Source organism: Rugamonas fusca, assembly GCF_014042365.1.
Classification (GTDB): Bacteria; Pseudomonadota; Gammaproteobacteria; order Burkholderiales; family Burkholderiaceae_D; genus Rugamonas; species Rugamonas fusca.
The window spans coordinates 35,035-55,575 of the sequence record NZ_JACEZS010000007.1 but is presented as its reverse complement, the minus strand read 5'-3'; the positions used below and the strand labels follow the sequence as shown (position 1 = coordinate 55,575).

Annotated in this window: 19 protein-coding genes; 8 read left to right on the top strand and 11 right to left on the bottom strand. The window is 66.1% G+C overall.

Going from position 1 to position 20,541, the window contains the following annotated elements; genetic code table 11:
- Nucleotides 1-15 precede the first annotated feature (15 nt).
- On the top strand, nt 16-1,065 hold the full coding sequence (locus H3H36_RS09865; RefSeq protein WP_182216840.1) for an AI-2E family transporter: 1,050 nt from the start codon (nt 16-18) through the stop codon (nt 1,063-1,065).
- Nucleotides 1,066-1,118: 53 nt separating this feature from the next.
- Here H3H36_RS09865 and H3H36_RS09860 read toward each other — a convergent pair whose 3' ends face one another.
- Nucleotides 1,119-2,459 (bottom strand): hemolysin family protein, encoded by a 1,341-nt coding sequence (locus H3H36_RS09860; RefSeq protein WP_182216838.1) that lies wholly within the window; start codon nt 2,457-2,459, stop codon nt 1,119-1,121.
- 124 nt (nt 2,460-2,583) lie between these two features.
- Nucleotides 2,584-3,495, bottom strand: a complete 912-nt coding sequence (gene nhaR, locus H3H36_RS09855; RefSeq protein ID WP_182216836.1) for a transcriptional activator NhaR — start codon at nt 3,493-3,495, stop codon at nt 2,584-2,586.
- 100 nt (nt 3,496-3,595) lie between these two features.
- Here nhaR and H3H36_RS09850 point away from each other — a divergent pair, with 100 nt between their 5' ends.
- The 6 genes from H3H36_RS09850 (at nt 3,596) to H3H36_RS09825 (ending at nt 8,430) form a co-directional block, all read left to right on the top strand.
- On the top strand, nt 3,596-4,642 hold the full coding sequence (locus H3H36_RS09850; RefSeq protein WP_182216834.1) for a DUF475 domain-containing protein: 1,047 nt from the start codon (nt 3,596-3,598) through the stop codon (nt 4,640-4,642).
- Between the two features lie 101 nt (nt 4,643-4,743).
- Nucleotides 4,744-5,319 carry a TerD family protein gene (locus tag H3H36_RS09845; RefSeq protein WP_182216831.1) on the top strand — a complete coding sequence of 192 codons (576 nt, stop codon included), beginning with the start codon at nt 4,744-4,746 and terminating at the stop codon, nt 5,317-5,319.
- Between the two features lie 31 nt (nt 5,320-5,350).
- On the top strand, nt 5,351-6,046 hold the full coding sequence (locus H3H36_RS09840) for a TIGR00266 family protein (protein ID WP_182216829.1): 696 nt from the start codon (nt 5,351-5,353) through the stop codon (nt 6,044-6,046).
- 44 nt (nt 6,047-6,090) lie between these two features.
- A complete protein-coding gene (locus tag H3H36_RS09835) occupies nt 6,091-6,672 on the top strand; it encodes a TerD family protein (RefSeq protein WP_182216826.1) in 582 nt (193 codons plus the stop codon).
- Between the two features lie 86 nt (nt 6,673-6,758).
- Nucleotides 6,759-7,589, top strand: a complete 831-nt coding sequence (locus tag H3H36_RS09830; protein WP_182216824.1) for an HDOD domain-containing protein — start codon at nt 6,759-6,761, stop codon at nt 7,587-7,589.
- 76 nt (nt 7,590-7,665) lie between these two features.
- Nucleotides 7,666-8,430, top strand: a complete 765-nt coding sequence (locus tag H3H36_RS09825) for a FadR/GntR family transcriptional regulator (RefSeq protein WP_182216821.1) — start codon at nt 7,666-7,668, stop codon at nt 8,428-8,430.
- A gap of 1 nt (nt 8,431) precedes the next feature.
- Here the strand turns inward: H3H36_RS09825 and H3H36_RS09820 are convergent, their stop codons facing one another.
- From H3H36_RS09820 to H3H36_RS09780, 9 genes are all read right to left on the bottom strand, one after another.
- Nucleotides 8,432-10,789 carry a CPBP family intramembrane glutamic endopeptidase gene (locus tag H3H36_RS09820; protein ID WP_182216819.1) on the bottom strand — a complete coding sequence of 786 codons (2,358 nt, stop codon included), beginning with the start codon at nt 10,787-10,789 and terminating at the stop codon, nt 8,432-8,434.
- A complete protein-coding gene (locus H3H36_RS09815) occupies nt 10,786-11,523 on the bottom strand; it encodes an ABC transporter ATP-binding protein (RefSeq protein WP_182216817.1) in 738 nt (245 codons plus the stop codon). The genes H3H36_RS09820 and H3H36_RS09815 overlap by 4 nt, the downstream gene beginning before the upstream one ends.
- Before the next feature lie 113 nt (nt 11,524-11,636).
- On the bottom strand, nt 11,637-12,323 hold the full coding sequence (lepB, locus tag H3H36_RS09810; RefSeq protein WP_182216815.1) for a signal peptidase I: 687 nt from the start codon (nt 12,321-12,323) through the stop codon (nt 11,637-11,639).
- Between the two features lie 49 nt (nt 12,324-12,372).
- Nucleotides 12,373-12,822 (bottom strand): hypothetical protein, encoded by a 450-nt coding sequence (locus tag H3H36_RS09805; protein WP_182216813.1) that lies wholly within the window; start codon nt 12,820-12,822, stop codon nt 12,373-12,375.
- Between the two features lie 181 nt (nt 12,823-13,003).
- The gene (rpoH, locus tag H3H36_RS09800) at nt 13,004-13,897 is read right to left on the bottom strand and encodes an RNA polymerase sigma factor RpoH (protein ID WP_182217198.1); all 894 of its coding nucleotides are present in this window, start codon (nt 13,895-13,897) and stop codon (nt 13,004-13,006) included.
- Nucleotides 13,898-14,355: 458 nt separating this feature from the next.
- A complete protein-coding gene (ftsX, locus tag H3H36_RS09795) occupies nt 14,356-15,276 on the bottom strand; it encodes a permease-like cell division protein FtsX (protein WP_182216811.1) in 921 nt (306 codons plus the stop codon).
- Nucleotides 15,273-15,947, bottom strand: a complete 675-nt coding sequence (locus H3H36_RS09790) for a cell division ATP-binding protein FtsE (RefSeq protein WP_182216809.1) — start codon at nt 15,945-15,947, stop codon at nt 15,273-15,275. The genes ftsX and H3H36_RS09790 overlap by 4 nt, the downstream gene beginning before the upstream one ends.
- 4 nt (nt 15,948-15,951) lie before the next feature.
- Nucleotides 15,952-17,022 (bottom strand): signal recognition particle-docking protein FtsY, encoded by a 1,071-nt coding sequence (gene ftsY, locus H3H36_RS09785; RefSeq protein WP_182216807.1) that lies wholly within the window; start codon nt 17,020-17,022, stop codon nt 15,952-15,954.
- 152 nt (nt 17,023-17,174) lie between these two features.
- On the bottom strand, nt 17,175-18,128 hold the full coding sequence (locus H3H36_RS09780) for a MerR family transcriptional regulator (RefSeq protein WP_182216805.1): 954 nt from the start codon (nt 18,126-18,128) through the stop codon (nt 17,175-17,177).
- A 1,264-nt stretch (nt 18,129-19,392) separates the two neighbouring features.
- Here H3H36_RS09780 and H3H36_RS09775 point away from each other — a divergent pair.
- Nucleotides 19,393-20,421, top strand: a complete 1,029-nt coding sequence (locus tag H3H36_RS09775) for a porin (protein ID WP_182216803.1) — start codon at nt 19,393-19,395, stop codon at nt 20,419-20,421.
- The last annotated feature ends 120 nt before the right edge of the window (nt 20,422-20,541 follow it).

Sequence of the window (20,541 nt, the reverse complement as noted above, 5' to 3'; positions counted from 1 at the left end):
CCGACCGGGGCACGCATGGAGCAGCGCTTCCAACCCTACACCCGCCTGGCGGCCATCGTGCTGCTGGTGCTCGGCTGTCTGATCGTGCTGCGGCCATTCCTGGCCGCCATCCTGTTCGCGGCCGCCATCGCCATCTCCAGCTGGCCCCTGTACCTGTGGCTGCTGCACCGCATGCGCCAGCGCCGCACGCTGGCCGCCGCCCTGATGACGATCTCGCTCACGCTGGTGATCCTGGTGCCGCTGGCGCTGGTGGCGTGGAGCGTGGCCGATAACGCGGCCAGCTATTTCGACCAGGTGCGGGCCGCCGTCGATGACGGCACCATCGTGCCGCCGGCCTGGCTCAAGCAATTGCCGCTGGTGGGCGAGCAGGTCGACGCCTACCTGCGCAAGCTGGTGGCCAGCCGCGAGGAACTGATCGCGCTGGCCCAGCGCCTGCTGGAACCGGCGCGCCGCCTGCTGCTCGGCGCCAGCCTGGTGCTGGGACGCGGCGTGGCCCAGGTCAGCCTGGCCGTGTTCGTATGCTTCTTCCTGTACCGCGACGGCCAGGCCATCGTGGCCCTGGTGCGTGGCGGAATGGACAAGCTGATAGGCGAGCAGGGCGAAGCCGTGGCCGACACGGTGGGCCGCACCGTGCGCGGCGTGATGTACGGTTTGCTGGGCACGGCGCTGGCGCAGGCCGGCGTGGCCGCCATCGGGCTGGCGCTGGCCGGCGTGCCGGCCGTGGCGCTGCTGTCGATCTGTACCTTCGTGCTGTCGCTGATTCCCGTGGGGCCGCCGCTGATCTGGGGCGGCGCCGCCATCTGGCTGTTCAACGAAGGCCGCACGGGCTGGGGCGTGTTCATGCTGGTGTGGGGTTTCTTCGCCATCAGCGGGGTGGACAACGTCGTCAAGCCCATGCTGATCAGCCGTGGCAGCAGCCTGCCGTTCATCCTGGTGCTGCTGGGCGTGATGGGCGGCGTGCTGGCATTCGGCTTTGTCGGCCTGTTCATCGGCCCCACGCTGCTGGCCGTGGGCCTGGGCCTGCTGCGGCACTGGAGTGGCGCCGAGGAAAAATCGGGGACGTAACACGGTATTGCTCCAAGGAGAAATCGTGTTACGTCCCCGATTTTGCTGTCTGGCTAGTCCAGGTCGTCGGCGTCGTTGTCCGCTTGCTGCTTGGGGATCACTTTCACCAGCAGGATGCGTGGCCCCGTCATCTTCTTGGCCACGATGTCGAAATAGCGGAAGCTCACGCGCTGGCCTTGCTTGGGGACGTCGCCCAGCTTGAGCATCAGCAGGCCGCCCACGGATTCCACTTCGTCCAGCCCCAGTTCCTCGTTCTCGATATCGATGCCCAGCGCCCGCTCCAGCGAGAAGATGGGCAGGCTGGCCTTGCCCACCAGCGTGCCGTCGGGCTGCTTGAGCCAGTCGTTTTCGTTGAGGCGGAATTCGTCGTGGATCTCGCCCACCATGGCGCCCAGCAGGTTGTCGAGCGTGATGAAGCCCAGCGGCCGCTTGCCTTTCTCACCGATCAGCGCGAAGTGCGGCGCGCCGTCGCGGAAGCGCCGGAACTGCTCCAGCGCGGGCGTGCGCGCGGAGATGGTTTCCACGGGCCGCAGCAGCGGCGCCAGGTCCGTCACGGGTTTGCCCGATTGCTGGGCGAAGAACAGGTCCTTCAGGTGGATCAGGCCCAGCACCGTCTCGCCGTCCGTGTCGTAATACGGATAGCGGCTGAAACGGTTGCGCAGCATGGTTTGCAGGTTCTCCTCCAACGGCAGGTCGGCCCGCAGCGCGATCACTTCATTGAAGGGCCGCATCAGGTCCGAGACGGACAACTCGCTGAATTCGAGCGAATGGGCCAGGATGTTGCGTTCTTCCTTGCTGTACTTCTGGCCCGGCTGGTTGCTGCGCAGGATAAGCTTGAGTTCATCGACCGAGTAGTGCGTGTCGTGGCCGCCCTTGCCCGACAGGCCCACCAGCCCCAGCACCATGCCGGCGCTCGCATTGAGCAGCCAGATGGCCGGGTACATGGCCCAGTAGAAGCCATACAGCGGCAGGGCGCTCCACAGGCCGATCGCCTCGGGCATGCGGATCGCCAGTGACTTGGGCGCCAGTTCGCCCACCACGATGTGCAGGAAGGAGATGACGGTGAACGCCAGCGCGAACGCCACGCCGTGGATCAACTGCGGCGAATTGACGCCGATGGCGGCGAACAGCGGCTCGAGCAGGCCGGCGAAGGCCGGCTCGCCCACCCAGCCCAGGCCCAGCGAGGCCAGCGTGATGCCGAGCTGGCAGGCCGACAGGTAGGCGTCCAGGTCGCCGTGCACCTTGGCCAGCGTGCGCCCGCGCAGCCCCTGGCTCTTGGCGATGGCGCGGATGCGGGTGGGTCGCAGCGTGACGATGCCGAATTCGGCGGCCACGAAAAAGCCATTGAGCGCGACCAGGAAGATGGCGAGCAGGACGAGCAGGAGGTTTTGCATAGGGGCGCGCGAGGCGGGCGGTCAAAACCTGCATCTTATCCGACCCGGCCCCCCGGCAGCGCAATTTTCGCGCGCGCTGCGTGCGCCGGTTGACGCGGCGCGCATGGGCAGGCGCCTGCCGTGTTCACGGCGCGACGGCGAATGGCCCGCTGTGCACGGCCGTCAGGATCGCTTCCACGGCCGGGTGCCTGATCTTGCGTTCGTTCGAGATGGCGTAGAACTGTTCGCGCAATGCCGGCGCGTCGCCGGCCAGCACGGCGCCGAACTGCTCCTCGATGTCGTGCGCCAGCGCGGAGGGCGCGAAGAACAATCCCAGCCCGTTGCGGCCGAAGGTGTTGAGCATGGCGTTATCCTCGAACTCGCCCACCACGTCGGGCCGCACGCCATGCTGCACCAGCCAGGCGTCGATCCGTCCCCGCAGCGCGTTGTTCCGGGTCGGCAGCAGCAGCGGCGCGCCTTCGAGGCTGGCGGGGAAGTTGCGCCGCACCTTGCGCGCCAGGCGCGGCACGCCGAACAGCTGCATGCCGCTCTCCCCCAGCAGGTGGCTGAACACGCGCAGGCCGCCGCCGGGGCGCACGGCGCGGTCGGTCAGCACCACGTCGAGCTTGTTGAGCGCGAGGTCGGCCAGCAGCGATTCGAATTCATCCTCCAGGCACACCAGTTTCACCTGCTGCTCCATGCGCTGGGTCGCCTCCAGCAGGCGGAAGGCGATCAGCTTGGGCAGCGAATCGGAAATGCCCACCGTGAGGCGCATCTTGCCCGCGTCCGTCTCCTCGAGCGCGTCCTGCAACTGGTCGCCCAGCAGGAAAATCTGGTCGCAATAACTGAGCGCCACGCGGCCCGCCTCGGTCGGCGCCAGCCGCCGTCCCTGCGGTTCCAGCAACTGCTTGCCCACGGATTGCTCCAGCAACGCCAGCTGCATGCTGACCGTCTGCACGGCCAGTCCCAGGCGTTCAGCAGCCCGCGTCACGCTGCCTTCCTTGGCCACCATCCAGAAAAAATACAGGTGGCGGAAATTGAGTCCGGTTGTTTTCATCTTCTGTTTTTTCGAAGTAATACTTCGATTATCTTCTATTTTTTAAAATCACGCCGGGCCCTACACTGCATCCCATTCATCACAACAACGGGGTATAGCAATGAAACACTTCAAGGTGTCGTTCCTGGTCACCTTCGTCTGCCTGGCGGCGGCGGGGTGGTGGGGCTACGAGCATACGGGTTGGGCCGGCGCGCTGGCGGCCATCGGCATCGCGGCCATCCTGGGCGTGATGGAAGTCTCGCTGTCGTTCGATAACGCGGTGGTCAACGCCTCCGTGCTGAAAACCTGGGACGCGTTCTGGCAGAAGCTGTTCCTGGGCGTGGGCATCGTCATCGCCGTGTTCGGCATGCGGCTGTTGTTCCCGCTGGTGATCGTGGCCATGGCGGCCGACCTGGGGCTGATGGAAGTATGGAACCTGGCCCTCAACGATCCGGCCGCGTATTCCACCCATCTGACCAACCACCACGCTGAAGTGGCGGCCTTCGGTGGCATCTTCCTGCTGCTGGTGTTCCTGAACTTCCTGCTGGACGAGGACAAGGAACTGCACTGGCTGGGCCACGTGGAACAGAAGCTGGGCGCGCTGGGCAAGGTGTCGTCGATCTCGGTGATGGTGGCGCTGGGCGCGCTGCTGGCCAGCCTGACGCTGGTGGAACCGGAGCAGAAGCTGGTGGTGCTGGTGTCCGGCCTGTGGGGTGTGCTGACCTACGTGGGTGTGGACGCCGTCAGCAGCCTGCTGGAGAAGGAAGAGAACGGCAGCAACGTCGGTGAGCTGATCAAGCGCGGTGGTATCGGCGGCTTCCTGTACCTGGAAGTGCTGGACGCCTCGTTCAGCTTCGACGGTGTGATCGGCGCGTTCGCCATCACGACGGACGTGGTGATCATCATGCTGGGCCTGGCCATCGGCGCCATGTTCGTGCGCTCGCTGACGGTGTTCCTCGTCAAGCAGGGCACGCTGGACGAATTCGTGTTCCTCGAGCACGGCGCCCACTACGCGATCGGCATTTTGGCCCTGATCATGTTGGCCAGCATGAAGTTCCACATCCCCGAGGTGTTCACGGGCCTGGTCGGCGTGGCTTTCATCGCCGCCTCGCTGTGGTCCTCGATCCGCCACCGCCGCAAGCAGCAGGCGCCGGCACTGGCGGCGTAACGATACAAAGCGCAGAAGTGCGTCAACGCGGCGGGCATCAGGCACCGGCCCGCCGCGCAGGCAGTACAGGTGCTCATACCAGCAAACAGGAGTAACACATCATGGCAATCAGTCTGCAAAAAGGCGGCAACGTCAATCTGAGCAAGGAAGCACCCGGCCTGTCGAAGATGGTGGTCGGCCTCGGTTGGGACGTGCGCGCCACCGACGGCAACAGCTTCGACCTGGACGGCTCGGCCTTCCTGCTCAAGGCCGACGGCAAGGTGCGCGGCGACGCCGACTTCGTTTTCTACAACAACCTCAAGTCGGTGGAGGGTTCCGTAGCCCACTCGGGCGACAACCGCACCGGCGCCGGCGATGGCGACGACGAGACGGTGACCATCAACCTGGCCGACGTGCCGGCCAACGTGGACCGCATCGCCATCTGCGTCACCATCCACGAGGCCGACGCGCGGCGCCAGAACTTCGGCATGGTGCAAAAGGCTTTCGTGCGCTGCGTGAACGCCAGCGGCAACACGGAGATCGCCCGTTTCGACCTGTCCGAGGATGGCTCGGCCGAGACGGCCATGGTGTTCGGCGAGGTGTACCGCAACGGCGGTGACTGGAAGTTCAAGGCCGTCGGACAGGGCTTCAAGGGCGGCCTGGGGCCACTGGCTTCCTCGTTCGGCGTGAACATATAAACGGTATAAACAGTTTCAGGAAGGATCACACATGCCAGCATTTACTGTTACCGGGGACGTTGACCCGTTCCTGCACGTGTCGCTCGCACACGGTGAGAAAATCTACTGCGAGTCGGACGCGATGGTGATGATGGAGGCGGCGCTGGACTTGCGCGGCAAGGTCACCGGCGGCATCGGCGCCGCCCTGATGCGGCGCTTCGCCAACGGCGAATCGTTCTTCCAGCAGCATATCGAGGCCGTGCGCGGGGCGGGTGACTGCCTGCTCTCGCCCACGCTGCCAGGCGCCATGCAGGTGGTGGACGTGGGGCCGCGCCAGTACATGCTGAGCGATGGCGCCTTCGTGGCCGCCAGTTCCGGCGTTGAGCTGCGGGTGCGCACCCAGAACCTGGGCAACGCCCTGTTCGCCCAGAGCGGCGGCTTCTTCATCACGGAGACGGCCGGCTCCGGCCAGGTGGTGGTGTCGGGCTTCGGCTCCATCTCCCAGCTGGAGGTGACGCCGGGGCGCGACGTGGTGATCGACAACGCCCACGTGGTGTGCTGGGACAGCGCGCTGCACTACGAAATGTCCATCACCACCGGCGGCGGGGGCGGCTTCCTCGGCAACCTGATCAACAGCCAGACCAGCGGCGAAGGCATGGTGCTGCGCTTTTCCGGCCAGGGCAAGGTGCTGGTCTGCTCGCGCAACCGGGAAGCCTTCCTGAACTGGACCCAGCGCCGCCAGCAGTAACGCGGTCCGCGTTCACTCGTAACCTTAAACGAAAGGAAACAGCAATGTCAGTCAATCTGCAAAAAGGCCAGAAGATCTCGCTGGACAAGGAAGCGGGCGCCTCCCTGGGGCGCGTCGTCATGGGCCTGGGCTGGGACGCCATCAAGAGCAAGGGCTTCTTCGGCTTTGGCGCCCGCAGCGAAGCGGTGGACCTGGACGCCTCGTGCGTGATGTTCGACGAGGCCAACCGGCCGCTGGACGTGATCTGGTTCCGCCAGTTGCGCAGCCGCGACGGCAGCATCGTGCACACGGGCGACAACCGCACCGGCGCCGGCGATGGCGACGATGAACAGATCAACGTCGACCTGGGCCAGGTGCCGGCCGGTGTGCGCAGCCTCGTGTTCACGGTCAACAGCTTCACGGGGCAGAATTTCTCGCAGGTGGAGAACGCCTACTGCAGGTTGCTGGACGCGGCCAGCGGCAAGGAGGTGGCCCGCTTCAACCTGTCCGTGCAGGGCTCGCACACGGCCCAGATCATGGCCAAGGTGTACCGCCACAACGGTGAATGGAAGATGCACGCCATCGGCGAGAATGCCAGCGGCCGCACCTTCGACGACCTGCTGCCGCTGATCGCGCCGCACCTGTAGTCCGTGTAGACCATGGCTGGCCGCCCGCGTGGCGGCCATGCTACGGGGGGCATTGCGGTTGGCGCTGCCCTGCGTATAATGTTTCCATGGAAAAACTAAGAGACTTCGCCCAGATAGTGTCGCAAGCCGAACGTGGCGAGCTGGTTTTTCCCACCAGCGTGAACGCCGCGCTGCACCTGCAGCTGGCGCTGGCCGATCCCGATTGCGCCACGGACGACGTGGTGCGCAAGGTGCTGGCCGAGCCGCAACTGGCCGCGCGCACGGTGGCGCTGTCCAATAGTGCCGTGTTCAACCGCCGTGGCCCGCTCGTGACGGGCGTGCGCACGGCCGTGCTGCGGGTGGGCTACCGCAACCTGTACACGATGGCGGCGGCCATGGTGGTGCGCCAGTTCGGCAGCCGCATACGCGATCCGCACTTGCGCGCCATGGCCGAGCAGCTGTGGCGCCACACGGCCCACGTGGCCGCGCTGGCCCATGTGCTGGCGCGCCACGTGACGGGCTGCGACGCCGACACGGCGCTGTTCGCCGGCATCGTGCACGAGGCGGGCGGCTTCTACCTGCTGTCGCGCGCCGACGAGCTGCCTGGCCTGCTCGACGATCCGGCCGAGTGGATGGGGGCGGCGCGGGAAATCATCACGCGCGAGATGATGCGCAAGCTGGCCATTCCGGAGCCGGTGGCGCTGGCCATCGTCGCGCTGCGCGGCGCCACGCTGTCGCCGCCGCCGGCCGGCCTGCGCGACACGCTGCTGCTGGCCAAACGGCTGGCGCCCGTGGCCTCGCCGCTGGCGCCCGCCACCGACGCCTGCGATACCGATTACGCGCTGGACGATTATGTGCGCGATAACGCGCGCCTGGACCTGGTGCTGCGCCAGTCGGCGGCCGACGCCGAGTCGATGAGCACGGCGCTGCTGGTCTGAGGCGCCGGCCCGCCACTTCAACTGCTGTAAGTTCGCGCTGCTATAATGGCCCGGCCCGTCATCGCCGATCCGCGTCATGTCCCACATCCTACCCGCTCCCCTGTTCGTGCCCCGCAAAAAGCCGCGCAACCTCGCGCAAGGGGTGGTGGAGAGCGTCACCGCGCGCATCCGCAGCGGCGACTGCAAGCCCGGCGACAAGCTGCCGGCCGAATCGGACATCATGGAACAGCATGGCGTGAGCCGTACCGTGGTGCGCGAGGCGATCTCGCATCTGCAGGCGGCGGGGCTGGTGCAGACCCGGCATGGGGTGGGCACTTTCGTGCTGGCGCCGCAACCGGCCCGGCTCAGCGTGGCGGCCGGCGCCGTGCACAGCCTGGCCGATTTGCTGGCCGTGCTGGAACTGCGCATGAGCGTGGAGACGGAGGCGGCCTGGCTGGCCGCCACCCGCCGCAGCGCGCAACAGGTGGCGCAGCTGCAGGCGGCGCTGCACCGCATCCTGAGCGGGGCCGCGCTGCCCGGCGTTTCAGTCGAAGCCGAGCAGCGGTTCCACCTGCTGATCGCGGAGGCGACGGGTAACCGCTATTTCGTCGACCTGCTGACCGACCTGGGGCAGGCCATCATTCCGCGCGCCCACCTGGCGCCGACCCAGATCGCCCATGCGGTGCCAGGCGGGGCCGGCGACTGCCTGCAGCGCATCTACCGCGAACACGAGGACATCTATTTCGCCATCGAGCGCCAGGACCCGGAGGCGGCGCGCGCGGCCATGCGCACCAACCTGTGTAATTGCCGTGAACGGCTGCGCCGCGCGCAGGCCATGGATGGTGCGCCGGCCCCGGCCTGAATCAATTCCAGAGTTGCCACGACACGACGGCCGCGTTGTACAGCGCGTGCACCAGCATGGGCGCCAGCAGGCGCTGGCTGCGCTCGTAGCTCCACGCCGCGCACAGGCCCAGCACGAACACGGGCAGCATCGACAACGGCGGGTGGACGATGGCGAAGATGGCCGCGCTGGCCAGCATGGCTGGCAGCGCGCCCATGGAACGCCGCAGGCCGCCGAAGATCAGGCCACGGAAAATGAATTCTTCGCACAGCGGCGCGGCCAGCACGGCCAGCGCCAGCAGCCAGCCCGGATGGACGGTGGCGCCGGCCGCGGCGGCCGCCAGTGCCGGTGCCAGCGCGCTGTGGCGCAGCGCCGCCAGGTACACCAGTCCCACGGCGATGGCCGGTACGGCGGCGGCCAGGCCCAGGAGCGCGGCCGCCCGCGCATTGCCGCCACGTGCGATGGCCGGCACGCCGGCCGTCTTGCTGCGCCAGTAGATCAGGCGCGTGCAGCCATACACGATGGCGCCGGCCGCCGCGAACGCCATCGTCCACCCTTGCAGGGCGATCTTGCCCGTCCCATCGCGGAACCACAGGCCGATCAGCGCTTGCAGGATGAAGAAGGCGGTGGCCGCCATCAGGCCGTCGGCCGTGGACACGCGGGCCGGCGGCGCGGCGGCCGGGTCCAGCAGGTAGGGCAGCTCGTCGCGCGCCTTCTGCCACATGGCCAGCGCCAGCGCGCCGCACAGCACCATCACCACCAGCTTTTGCGGCCACACGCTGGTGTAGATGCAATACACGTAAAAGCTGGCCAGCAGCATGTACAGGTAGACGTAGCTGGGCCGCACGCGGGTGCGCACGTCCGGCGCCAGCGGGTCGCAGGCGAACACGCCGAGTGATACGGCGATCACGGCGAAAATGGGCATGCCGGCCAGGGCCAGGATGAACAGCCCCGCCAGCCGCCAGTTGAGGGCGGCGCCGAAATGGATGGCCAGGCCGAAGACGCCGAGCGGGTAGAGCAGGGCCAGCACACCCCACAGTTGCGCTTTTTCGCGCAGCACGCTTTCCACCTTGCGGGGGAAGGTGTATAGCATCCACAGCACCGGGCCTTCGTTGTTGAGGGTCTGGAAGGCCGACAGCATCAGCACGTAGCTGCCGATGCCGAAGGCGCTGGCGGCCACCAGGGTGGTGTTGTGGACGAACTGGCCCACGTCGCGCAAGGCGCCATTGAACATCAGCTGGCTGCCGATGATCACCACCGGCAGCAGCAGGCTTTGCACGAGGAAGTTGCGGTCGCGCGACAGCAGGTGTAATTCGCGCCGCTTCACGGGAGATAGCAGCCCGCGCCCGCCCGGGTGTGGGACGGCAGCGCCAGCGCGCGCGCCGGCGCGTCCGCTGGCGCGCGCGCCGGAGGCCACCACGCCGTGGCGCAGCTGGAATCCCAGCAGCGCCACGCCAGCGGCCAGCAGCAACCCCACCTGGGCCAGCAGCAGCGCGGCCAGCGCGGCCGCGTGGCCTGGCGTGGCCGCCTGCAGCAGCTGGATCATGAGGCCGGGCGGCGTCCATACGGTCCAGGATGGATAGGCGGCGGCCCACTCGACGGGGAAGGTGGCCCCGTTGGGCATACCGAGCGCCATCACGAAATAGATGAGGGGCATGGAGGCCAGGCTGGTGAGCGCCTGCAGGTTGCGCAGTTGCGAAGCCGGGAGCCACATGCGCAGACCCGTGTCGGCCAGCGTCTGGCACAGGGCCGTCAGTGGCAGCAGCAGCGCCGCCATCGCCAGCACGGCGAGCGGCGCGCTCCAGCGCAAGCCGGAATACCACGCCAGCAGCCCGCACAGGGGCAGCAGCGCGAACAGGGCGGAGGGATTGCCCACGCTGCGTTCGAGCACGCGGCCCCACAGCAGCGTCTTGCGCCGCACGGGCAGCGTGGCCAGCCATTCCAGGTCCCAGTCGGCCTGGGCCAGTTCGCGGCTGCCCAGCGCCATCAGCACGCTGGCCAGCAACAGCAATGTCAGCATCATGGTCAGTGCGCTGGCCAGGTGCGGGCTGAATGGCGTGGCGGCCAGGCCGGCCGCGCCCTTTTCCAGCGCCATGTAAGTCGCGCCGTGGTCGTCGGTAGCGGCGCACGCCGCGTCGATGTGGCAGTGCAGGTTGAGCACCGCGGTGCGCGCCAGTTGCGTGAACGAGAAGCCGGCCGTCACCGCAACGAACAAGGCCAGTAGCCACGCGTTGCGGGGTTTGCCCGGCGTGGCCACGCGGCCGGCCCGCTTGCGGCGGAAGGCGCGGAACGACAGCGCGCTGGCCTGGTTGACCAGCCGCGTCAGGCGCAGGCGCGCCATCAGCAGCATGGCGCGGCCGTGTGTGGGCGCGGCCATCATGGCGTGACGCCGTCGTCGCCGGCCGTGATCTTCAGGAACACGTCCTCCAGCGAGGCGGCGGCCGAGGCGTCGCCACGGATCTCGTCGAGCGTGCCGGTGGCCACCAGGTCGCCGTGGTGGATGATGCCGACCCGGTCGCACAGCTTCTCGGCCATGTCCAGCAGGTGGGTGGAAACGAAGATGGTGGTGCCTTGCGCGGCGGCGGCCAGCAGCCGTTCCTGCACGTCGCGCGAGGCGCGCGGATCGAGGCCGTTGATGGGCTCGTCGAGGATCAGCACGGGCGGCTCGTGCACCAGCGCGCAGGCCAGGCCCAGGCGCTTCTTCATGCCCAGCGAGTAGTTGACGGCGTAGTCCTCGCCCGCCTCCTCGAGCCCGAATTCCGCCAGCAGGCGCGCGCCGCGGCGGGCCGCCTCGGCGCGGTCGTAGCCATGCATCTCGGCCACGAACTGCAGGATCTCGCGGCCGCGCAGGTAGTCGTAGAACACGGGCGTGTCGGGCAGGTAGCCCACGTGGCGCTTGACCTCGTGGGCCGCGCCGTGGCAATCGCAGCCGTTGATGCGGACCTGGCCGGCGCTGGGCACGAGGATGCCCATCATCATGCGGATGGTGGTGGTCTTGCCGGCGCCATTGGGGCCGAGGAAGCCGAACACTTCGCCGCGCCGCACCGTCATCGTTAATGGCTTGACGGCTGCAAAGCCGCCGTAGACCTTGGCCAGGCCTGCAAATTCAATCATGTGGGCTCCGTGCCGGCCGCCGCCGGCGCGTCGCGCGCGGGGCTGCCGGCTAATGTTATGACAAGTTTGACTGGATCATAACATCGCGGCAGCGGACCGGGCCAGGAGCTGGCTCACTGGGGGCCGTACAGGTCCATGCCGAAGCGCTCCGTGCGCGGGTGCCAGTTGCCCTGGATGTCGGCCGAGGCCAGCACCCGCACGGCGCGGCCGATCAGCAGGGCGCGCGGCACCAGGCCGATGTAGCGCGAGTCGGCGCTGTTGTCGCGGTTATCGCCCAACATCATGTATTGATCGGGCGGCACCGTGACGGGGGCGAAGTTGCGGCGCGCGTTCACTTGCGGCAGCAGCTGGATGGCGTGCGGGGCGGCCGCGCCGGCGGCCATGGTTTCGCGCAGCTGTACCGTGCGCAGCGTGCCGGCCGCGCCCACCGTTTCGCGGCCGTCGCCCAGCAAGGCGTAGCTGGAAGGCTGGCCGTTGATGATCAGCTGTTCGTCACGCATCTCGACCCGGTCGCCGGGCACGGCGATCACGCGCTTGATCAGGCGCGTGCCATCCTGGGGCGAGCTGAAGGTGACGATGTCGCCCCGCTGCGGTTCGCCCGTGTGGCCCAGCACGATGTCCGTCAGCGGCAGCTTGACGTTGTAGGCCAGCCGGTTGACGAGCACCACGTCGCCTTCCAGCAGGTTGGGATGCATGGAGGCTGACGGAATCGGGTTCCAGTCCGCCACGGCCGTGCGGAAGATGCCGAACAGCGTGAGGAACAGCAGGAACCCTTTGTTGGCGCGTATCCAGCCTTGCATGACGTCTCCCGGTCGATGTTTGAAGTGTTGCCAGTATCGTCAGGGATTCTTAATTGGACCTTAGCGCGCTCACTTGCACGCTGACCCGGTAATCGGGCACCGGCGCCTTCATGTGGGGCACGCTGTCCGGCTCCACGCCGAGCAGGGTGAAGGTCAGGCCGTTCTGGCTCACGCTCTTGCTGGCGCCGGGCATGTCGGCCGCCAGCACGAAGCTGGAAGGGGTTCCGTCCTTGGTGAGCGTGAAGGTGTAGCTGATGTAGCCGGCCCACACGCACACGGCGCCCACGCGGCAGCGGCTGTCGTTGACGCGCTCCAGGCGCAGCACGGTGCCCGGCGCGATGGTGGCGCTCTGGCCCTGGGTCAGGGCGACGGTGATTTTGGCGGGAGCGGGGACAGGGGGCGCCGGCGGCGTGCCATCGCTGGCGCGCGCGCCGCAGCCGGCCAGGGCCAATAGCAGTAACCAAGACAGCCAAACGTGGCGCGACAACTTGCTGTTCATGCGTATCCTTTCAAACAGGAATGCAACGAGACTAACAAAAGCTGCCCGGTGGCGGCGCACGGACGGCGCCGCCAATGCACGGCGGGACGGATATGGTACACGCCCCGGCCACCGCGCCAGAAAAAATGCCGCCCGGCGCGACGCGGGGCGGCATGGTGGTGGGCGCCGCGGCCGGCGGCGCTCAGACGTAGGCGGCCAGCGCGCCTTTCATCTTCTTCAGCGCGGCCGATTCGATCTGGCGGATGCGCTCGGCCGACACGCCGAATTCATCGGCCAGCGTGTGCAGCGTGGCGCCCGAGCCATCGTCGTTGGCCAGCCAGCGCGCTTCGACGATGCGGCGCGAGCGCGGATCGAGCTTGCCCAGTGCCGTTTCCAGCCCTTCCGACTGCAGCCGCGTGACCTGCTCCGCTTCCAGCACGCGGGTCGGCTCGCTCTGCTCCGAGGACAGGTAGGCGATCGGGGCGAACTTGTCGTCCTCGTCGTCCGATGGCGATTCGAGCGCGATGTCACGGCCGCTCAAGCGGGTTTCCATCTCGATCACTTCCTCGCGCTTCACGTCCAGCATCTTGGCCAGGCCGTCGATCTGGGACGGCGTCATGGCGTCCAGGCCCTGCTTGTGGCTGCGCAGGTTGAAGAACAGCTTGCGCTGGGCCTTGGTGGTGGCCACTTTGACCAGGCGCCAGTTCTTCAGGATGTACTCATGCATCTCGGCCTTGATCCAGTGCATGGCGTACGACACCAGGCGCACGCCCTGGTCCGGGTCGAAACGCTTGACGGCTTTCATCAGGCCGATGTTGCCTTCCTGGATCAGGTCGGCGTGCGGCAGGCCATAGCCCAGGTAGCCGCGGGCGATCGAGACCACCAGGCGCAGGTGCGACAGCACCAGTTCCTGGGCGGCGGCCAGGTCATTCTTTTCCTTCAGGCGGCGGGCCAGCGAGACTTCGTCGTCGTGCGACAGCATCGGCAGGCGATTGACGGCCGAGATATAAGCATCCAGGTTGCCCAGGTTGCCAGTGAACCCGAGGCCCAGTGCACGGTTGGTAGCCGGGACCAACGCGTTCGGTGCGGACATCATATTCATGTAATTCCTCGCTAGCTGATATTGCTAAGTGTCAATGTGCCATGCAGCCGGGCTGTTCACATCCGATGTTACGGTTTGTTACCCGCTGCGGTCATGCTTTAGGAACCAGTCATTCTTGCGCCAAAAAGTTGCCTTCAAGAATTTCCAGCCCCACGATGTTTCATATATTAGCACTCTCCGTCGTTGAGTGCCAATCGCCATCCATAATCGCATTGATAGTAAAAATGCTATCGCTTTTTGGCGGTCTATGGCGTTTGCATATCCGGTGCCGGCATGGGCTGGCGCTGGACGTGGGCGTCACATTCACAGTAGCAACACACCGCAGTTGACGACGCGATCAGCATGCGGTGGCGAGCTTAAGCAGAACTTAATTGTAGGCCTGGGGGAAGGGAAAAACCGTGCGCGAACGCACGGTTGGGGCATACACCGATTGAGAAGGCGCAGCCGGCCGCTTAGTTCAGGCGTGCCAGGTGGCGTTGCACGGACAGCACGGCACCTACCAGCCCCAGCCCGGCCGACACGGCCAGCAGGGCGGCCATGGCCAGCGGTGGCAGCGGGGCCAGCTGGAATTCGGACGCGTACAGGCGGGCGAACTCGGCGATGGCCGTGTTGAGTGGGCGCAAGGCCAGCGCCACGGCGCCCAGCGCCACGGCGCCGGCGCACAGGCCCAACAGGGCGCCCGTGTAGTAGAACGGGCGGTGGATGAAGGTGTCGGTGGCGCCGATCAGCTTGGAGACGATGATTTCGTCGCGCTGCGTCATCACCTGCAGCCGGATGGTGTTGAATACGACGGCCACCACCACCGTGCCCAGCGTGGCGGCCAGCAGCAGCAGGGCCAGCCGCAGCACATTGATCAGCGCGGCCAGGCGCTTGACCCAGGCCGAATCGACCTGCACCGTGTCCACGCCGGGCAGGGCGCGGATCTGGTCGGCCAGCGCGTCCACGTCGCCGCCGGCCTGGGCGTTGCGGAACGCGTCGAGCTTGAGCACGTAGCTGTCGGGCAGCGGGTTCTCGCCCAAGGTGCCCAGCACGTCGGACAGGCCGCTCTTGGTCTTCAGGTTGTCGAGCGCTTTTTCGCGGGCCGTAAAGATGATCCTGGCTTGCTTGTCGGCCACCAGCTGGCGCAGCGTGGTCGCCATCGCCTCGGCCTCGGCGCGCGGCAGTTCCTGCTTGAGGAACACGCTGATTTCGGGATCGACCGACAGTTGCTCGGACATGGGGCGCACGTTGTCGAGCAGGGTCACGCCCGCGAACGGCAGCGCCAGCGCGATCGCCACCACGATGATGTTGAACAGGAAGCTGCCCGGCGCGCGGCGCACATGCACCAGCGCCGCCGCCAGCGCGAAACCGTGTTGCCGTAACCAGTTGCTCATACCTGCGCTCCCGCGTCTTGCTGGCCATCGATCTGGCCGTGTTGGAGGTGGATCACGCGGGCGGCCGCGTCCAGCATCTGTTCATCGTGGCTGGAAATGAGGCAGGTCACGCCCACGGAATGGAATGCCTTGAGCGCGTCGAGCACCTGGTTGGCGCTGGCGCGGTCCAGGTTGGCCGTCGGTTCGTCGGCCAGGATGATCTGGGGCCGGTTGACGATGGCGCGCGCGATCGACACGCGCTGCTGTTCGCCGCCCGACAGGGCCAGCGGCTGGCCCAGCGCCCGGTCCAGCAAGCCCACCTTGTCGAGCGCGGCGCGGGCGCGCTGCTCGGCGGCCGCGCGCGGCGCGCCCGTCACCAGCAGCGGCAGCATCACGTTGTCGAGCACGGAGCGGTCGTTCAGCAGCCGTTGCTGCTGGAAGATCAGGCCCAGGTTGCGGCGCAAAAATGGCAGGCCGGCCGGCTTGATGCGGCCCACGTCCTGGCCGTTGACCAGCACCCGCCCGCTGCTGGGGCGCTCCATGGCCGCGATCATCTTCAACAGGGTCGATTTGCCGGCGCCCGAGGGGCCGGCCAGAAATACCAGTTCGCCTTTCTCTACCGTCAGCGACACGCCGCGCAGGGCGGTGGCGTCGGGGGAATACTGTTTGGTGACGTTCTGGAATTCAATCATCGGCTTATCCGAGCAGGGCTTCGACAAAATCGGCCGCCACGAAGGGCTGCAAGTCTTCAATCTTTTCGCCGATGCCGATGAAGTACACGGGCACCGGGCGCACGCGGGCGATGGCGGCCAGCACGCCGCCCTTGGCCGTGCCGTCGAGCTTGGTGATCACCAGGCCCGTCAGTTGCAGCGCGTCGTCGAAGGCCTTGACCTGGGCCAAGGCGTTCTGGCCCGTGTTGCCGTCGATCACCAGCAGCGTTTCATGGGGCGCGCCTTCCATGCCCTTGCCGATCACGCGCTTGATTTTTTTCAGTTCTTCCATCAGGTGCAGCTGGGTGGGCAGGCGGCCCGCCGTGTCCACCATCACCACGTCCATGCCACGCGCCTTGCCCGACTGCACGGCGTCAAACGAGACGGCGGCCGGGTCGCCCGAGGCCTGCGAGATCACGGTCACGTTGTTGCGCTGGCCCCAGACCATCAATTGCTCGCGGGCGGCGGCGCGGAAGGTGTCGCCGGCCGCCAGCAGCACGGACTGGCCGTGCGACTGCATGTGCTTGGCCAGCTTGCCGATGGTGGTGGTCTTGCCGGCGCCGTTGACGCCCGAAATCATCATCACCAGCGGTTGGTGGCGGCCCAGCTCGAACGGCCGCTGCAGCGGCGTCAGCAGATCGATCATCAGCGTCTTCAGGGCGGCCTTGACGGCGGCCGCGTCCAGCAGCTTGTCCTCCTTGACCTTGCGCTTGAGCGCGTCGAGCAGGTACTGGGTCGCTTCCACGCCGGCGTCGGCCATCAGCAGGGCCGCTTCCAGCTCGTCGTACAGGTCGTCGTCGATCTTGGCGCCCACGAACAGGATGGACAGGTTGGCCGACGTCTTCGACAGGCCCGCCTTCAGGCGCGACATCCACGACTTGCGCGGCGCCGGCTCCTCGACGGCCAGCAGCGGCTCGGCGGCCGGCACGCTCGCGGCCGGCTGCTCCGCAACAGCTGCGGTGGCAGGTGGGGCGGCGGGGGCGGGAGCTGCGGGGGCCGGCGCGGCGGCGGGCGGAACTTCGGGAACGACGGGTTTTTTCTTGAAGAAACTAAACATGGGTGTGTGATTGAAGGCGCTTCAAGCGGATGGCCGGCGGCGCCGGACACTGGGAATGGCGATATTTTACCAGAGCGCCGGGCGGGACGGCCCGCCGGGGCTGTCTGAATGGCAAGGCCGGACGCTGGCGGCGGCCGGTGGCAGGATCGGCGTCAGCCGGCGCGGGTGCTGTGGCGCGGGTGGCGCAAGCGCCATTCGACGATGGCGTGGCCGATGTCGGACAGGTTGAGCACCCGCACGAATTTGGGATTGCGCCGGCGCAAGGCCGCGTTATTGCCGCCGGCCCACAGTTCGGTCTCCTCGGGCAGGCGCATATGCAGCTCGGCCAGGCTGTCGAGCGCCTGGCGCGGATTCATCGAGGCCGAGAACGACAGCGCCACGATGTCGCCCTGCAGCACGCGGGTGGCTTCCACCACCTCCAGCAACGGCGTCTGCACCCCCAGCGACACGCAATAGGCGCCTTCCACCACGCACATGGCCTCGGCCATGAGCAAGCCCAGGCTGTGGCGGTCCTGGGGCAGGGTGGTGAGGATGATGCGGGGCGCGCCGATGCTGGCCGCGTTGGCCTGGGGCACGGAAAAGATGGCGCTGCGCACCACCGTCTTCAGCGTTTCCGTGTACAGGTGTTCCTCGAACACGGCCAGCTGGCCGCTGGCCCAGGCTTCGCCGACGAGCCGCGTCAGCGGCGCCACCAGGTCGATCACGAAACTTTTCAGGCCCATCACCAGCAATGCCTGCGATAGCCGGCGGCGCAGGGCGTCCATGTCGTGCGCCTTGCACAGCTCCAGCAATTGCTGCTGTTCGGGGTGGGCGTGGGTCGGGCCGGGGCCGTGCTGGACGGCGCGCTCGGCCATGGCCTGCAATTCCTCGGCGTTGTAGGCGATCACTTTGCTGGGACGGAAGCCCAGGTCGATCAGACGCTTGATCAGGCGCAGCTTGCGTACCTGTTCCACCGGGTAGACGCGTTCGCCGTGGGCGTCGCGCTGCGGTTGCGGAAAATCGTAGCGCCGTTCCCAGACCCGCAAGGTTTCCTTGGCCACGCCGGTGTCGCGCTCGACGTCGCTGATGGTGCTCGAAACAGGCAAAGTATGGGCGTTAGTTTTCATCAGCTGGTGCGGCTACGGGAATCGGGTAGACGCTGGTTTTCGCACATGGTTCGGGTGCCTTGTCGGCAGGCATCGGTTCGGTCTCGGTTTAACGCCGCCGACACCAACTTGGCCGGGACGCGACGTGCATTCTAACCTCGTTTCGGAGAAGAAAGTGCCGCTCGCGGCCCGCGTTGGCGACCCACTTATCCACAGTATAGAACCTTGTCCACGACACACTGTTGACATGAAGAACTAATCACAAAAATACTGCAAATGCTTCTTATTTGCCATGGACAAAAAAGTTGGAAAACGCTTAAAAAAAATCATCAAGAATGCGCCGCGGCTTGGGGCTGCGGGTGGGACGGCAGGGCCGTCGTTGGCGTAATCGGCATGCCAGGACGCCGGCAGTGGACGGGCCGCCGGCGGTGCAATTGTTAAATCGGTTGCAGTGCTGCCTTGGCCTTGGCCCGTTCGATGTTTCTATTAAGGGAATTCATGATGACGGGCCGCCCGCCGCCCGCCGTCATCCCCGGCCGCCGGCCGGCCGGGGACGCTGTTTCGTCGGTTTTTGTCGCCTTCCGACAACAAGTAGCAATTGCTTACAAATTGCTGCTGCGTCGCAGCAGGGTGGCCTGTCGACAGAATTTATTTCATTAATTGAGCACTCTTACTATAGGCAAAGTCGGTCCGGGCCCCTGTTTTCCTGCGGAAACTGCCAAACTTTCTCCGGGTAAGGCGGCATCTACACATTTGGTATAAGTGTGCCGTGCCAGGGTTCGGTATAAAATACAGCCAGAAATAGCAATGTAGCTATTTTTACTTAGTCCGACACTGATGCATTTTTCCTTTGCAGCAGCTTCAGGCGGTCCGGTTCGCCGGGCGCCGCACCAAGTTCATCTGTGCGGATTTGAGAAGTTAGTGGGCTGCCTCGGCAGGATATATTGCGATGCGGTAAAATATTGCAGTTTTTGAAAATCCAGCACGGTGACATGGCGGGAATCGCCGCGCGCGATAACCAATATGAGCGTTTTTACACTTGATGGATGCTCAAAGCGTCAGTATAGTGCCGCCTCCGGTGCCACAAGCACCGCGATAAAGCCGGCATCGATTAAATCGGCCGCAACACAATGTGAACGCGTCCGGCAACAAGGACAGCAACGTGGCAGCAGGGGAGAATGCCCTCACGCATAAACGACGCCCCAACCGGCGCCGATAAGCACCGAATTTAGGCGTAGCACTAGCTTTACCTTTTTACCCGCAACACAACTGAAGGAATTACGTAATGAAAAAATCTCTTATCTCCATCGCAATCCTGGGCGCAATGAGCAACGTTGCCTTCGCTCAGTCGAACGTGACGATCTACGGTACCGTTGATGCCGGCATCGTGAACGAGCGTGGTGGTGCGGCTGGTACCGTAACCAAAGTGACCTCGGGCGTGGCTTCCGCTTCGCGTCTGGGCTTCAAGGGCACCGAAGATCTGGGCGGCGGTCTGAGCGCCGTGTTCGTCCTGGAATCGGGCGTCAAGACCGACACCGGCGCGTCCGACGTGGCTGGTTCGATCGCTAACCGTCAATCGTACGTTGGCCTGTCGTCGAAAGAAGCCGGCACCGTGCTGCTGGGCCGTCAGTACACCCCGTACTACGAGACCCTGGGCCAAGTGGCTGACCCATTCGCCCTGGGCCTGGCTGGTACCGCCAAGAACCTGTTCGCGACCCAGGACACCCTGACCCGCAACAGCAACGCCGTGACCTACCGCACCCCGTCGCTGAACGGCGTGCAGGCTGAACTGTCCTACAGCGCTGGCGAGCAAGCCGGCAACGCCAAGGCACAGCGTCAGATCGGTGGTTCGGTTGGCTACTCGAACGGCCCGCTGAACGCGAGCTTCGCTTACAACAGCCGCAACAACGACGGCGCCGTTGACGCGCCTATGGGCCACAACGCCCTGCTGGCCGTGAACTACGACTTCCAGGTTGCCAAGGCCTTCTTCGCCTACGGCCGTGACAAAGGTCAGCTGACCCAGACTTCGGCTTTCGTTGACAGCAACAACATCCTGGTTGGCGCCACCGTGCCAGTCGGCCCAGCCGGCAGCCTGATCGCTTCGTTCACCCGCAAGAACGACAAGCTGGCCGCTAACCAAGACGCTGACCAGTGGGCCATCGGCTACACCCACGCTCTGTCGAAGCGTACCAGCGCCTACGTCGCTTACGCCAAGATCAAGAACAAGAACGGCGCGTTCTACACCGTTGGTAACAACACCGAAGCCGGCACCGGCGACAAGGCGTTCAACCTGGGCGTGAAGCACAACTTCTAATTTCCGCTTTACTCGGATTTAGATGACACATCGGCCGCGTTCGCGCGGCCGATGTGCGTTTACGGACGGCCCCGTGCCGTCCCCCACCGCCGGCGTCCGCCAGGCGGTAGAATATTCCCT

Excerpts from the sequence above, each read along its gene's own strand:
- ftsX (WP_182216811.1), bottom strand. The coding sequence starts at position 15,276 with ATGAGCAACTGGTTACGGCAACACGGTTTCGCGCTGGCGGCGGCGCTG.
- H3H36_RS09780 (WP_182216805.1), bottom strand. The coding sequence starts at position 18,128 with ATGAAAACTAACGCCCATACTTTGCCTGTTTCGAGCACCATCAGCGAC.
- H3H36_RS09790 (WP_182216809.1), bottom strand. The coding sequence starts at position 15,947 with ATGATTGAATTCCAGAACGTCACCAAACAGTATTCCCCCGACGCCACC.
- H3H36_RS09865 (WP_182216840.1), top strand. The coding sequence starts at position 16 with ATGGAGCAGCGCTTCCAACCCTACACCCGCCTGGCGGCCATCGTGCTG.
- H3H36_RS09860 (WP_182216838.1), bottom strand. The coding sequence starts at position 2,459 with ATGCAAAACCTCCTGCTCGTCCTGCTCGCCATCTTCCTGGTCGCGCTC.
- lepB (WP_182216815.1), bottom strand. The coding sequence starts at position 12,323 with ATGCAAGGCTGGATACGCGCCAACAAAGGGTTCCTGCTGTTCCTCACG.
- H3H36_RS09820 (WP_182216819.1), bottom strand. The coding sequence starts at position 10,789 with ATGATGGCCGCGCCCACACACGGCCGCGCCATGCTGCTGATGGCGCGC.
- H3H36_RS09840 (WP_182216829.1), top strand. The coding sequence starts at position 5,351 with ATGCCAGCATTTACTGTTACCGGGGACGTTGACCCGTTCCTGCACGTG.
- H3H36_RS09835 (WP_182216826.1), top strand. The coding sequence starts at position 6,091 with ATGTCAGTCAATCTGCAAAAAGGCCAGAAGATCTCGCTGGACAAGGAA.
- rpoH (WP_182217198.1), bottom strand. The coding sequence starts at position 13,897 with ATGATGTCCGCACCGAACGCGTTGGTCCCGGCTACCAACCGTGCACTG.
- nhaR (WP_182216836.1), bottom strand. The coding sequence starts at position 3,495 with ATGAAAACAACCGGACTCAATTTCCGCCACCTGTATTTTTTCTGGATG.
- ftsY (WP_182216807.1), bottom strand. The coding sequence starts at position 17,022 with ATGTTTAGTTTCTTCAAGAAAAAACCCGTCGTTCCCGAAGTTCCGCCC.
- H3H36_RS09825 (WP_182216821.1), top strand. The coding sequence starts at position 7,666 with ATGTCCCACATCCTACCCGCTCCCCTGTTCGTGCCCCGCAAAAAGCCG.
- H3H36_RS09815 (WP_182216817.1), bottom strand. The coding sequence starts at position 11,523 with ATGATTGAATTTGCAGGCCTGGCCAAGGTCTACGGCGGCTTTGCAGCC.
- H3H36_RS09830 (WP_182216824.1), top strand. The coding sequence starts at position 6,759 with ATGGAAAAACTAAGAGACTTCGCCCAGATAGTGTCGCAAGCCGAACGT.
- H3H36_RS09850 (WP_182216834.1), top strand. The coding sequence starts at position 3,596 with ATGAAACACTTCAAGGTGTCGTTCCTGGTCACCTTCGTCTGCCTGGCG.
- H3H36_RS09775 (WP_182216803.1), top strand. The coding sequence starts at position 19,393 with ATGAAAAAATCTCTTATCTCCATCGCAATCCTGGGCGCAATGAGCAAC.
- H3H36_RS09845 (WP_182216831.1), top strand. The coding sequence starts at position 4,744 with ATGGCAATCAGTCTGCAAAAAGGCGGCAACGTCAATCTGAGCAAGGAA.
- H3H36_RS09805 (WP_182216813.1), bottom strand. The coding sequence starts at position 12,822 with ATGAACAGCAAGTTGTCGCGCCACGTTTGGCTGTCTTGGTTACTGCTA.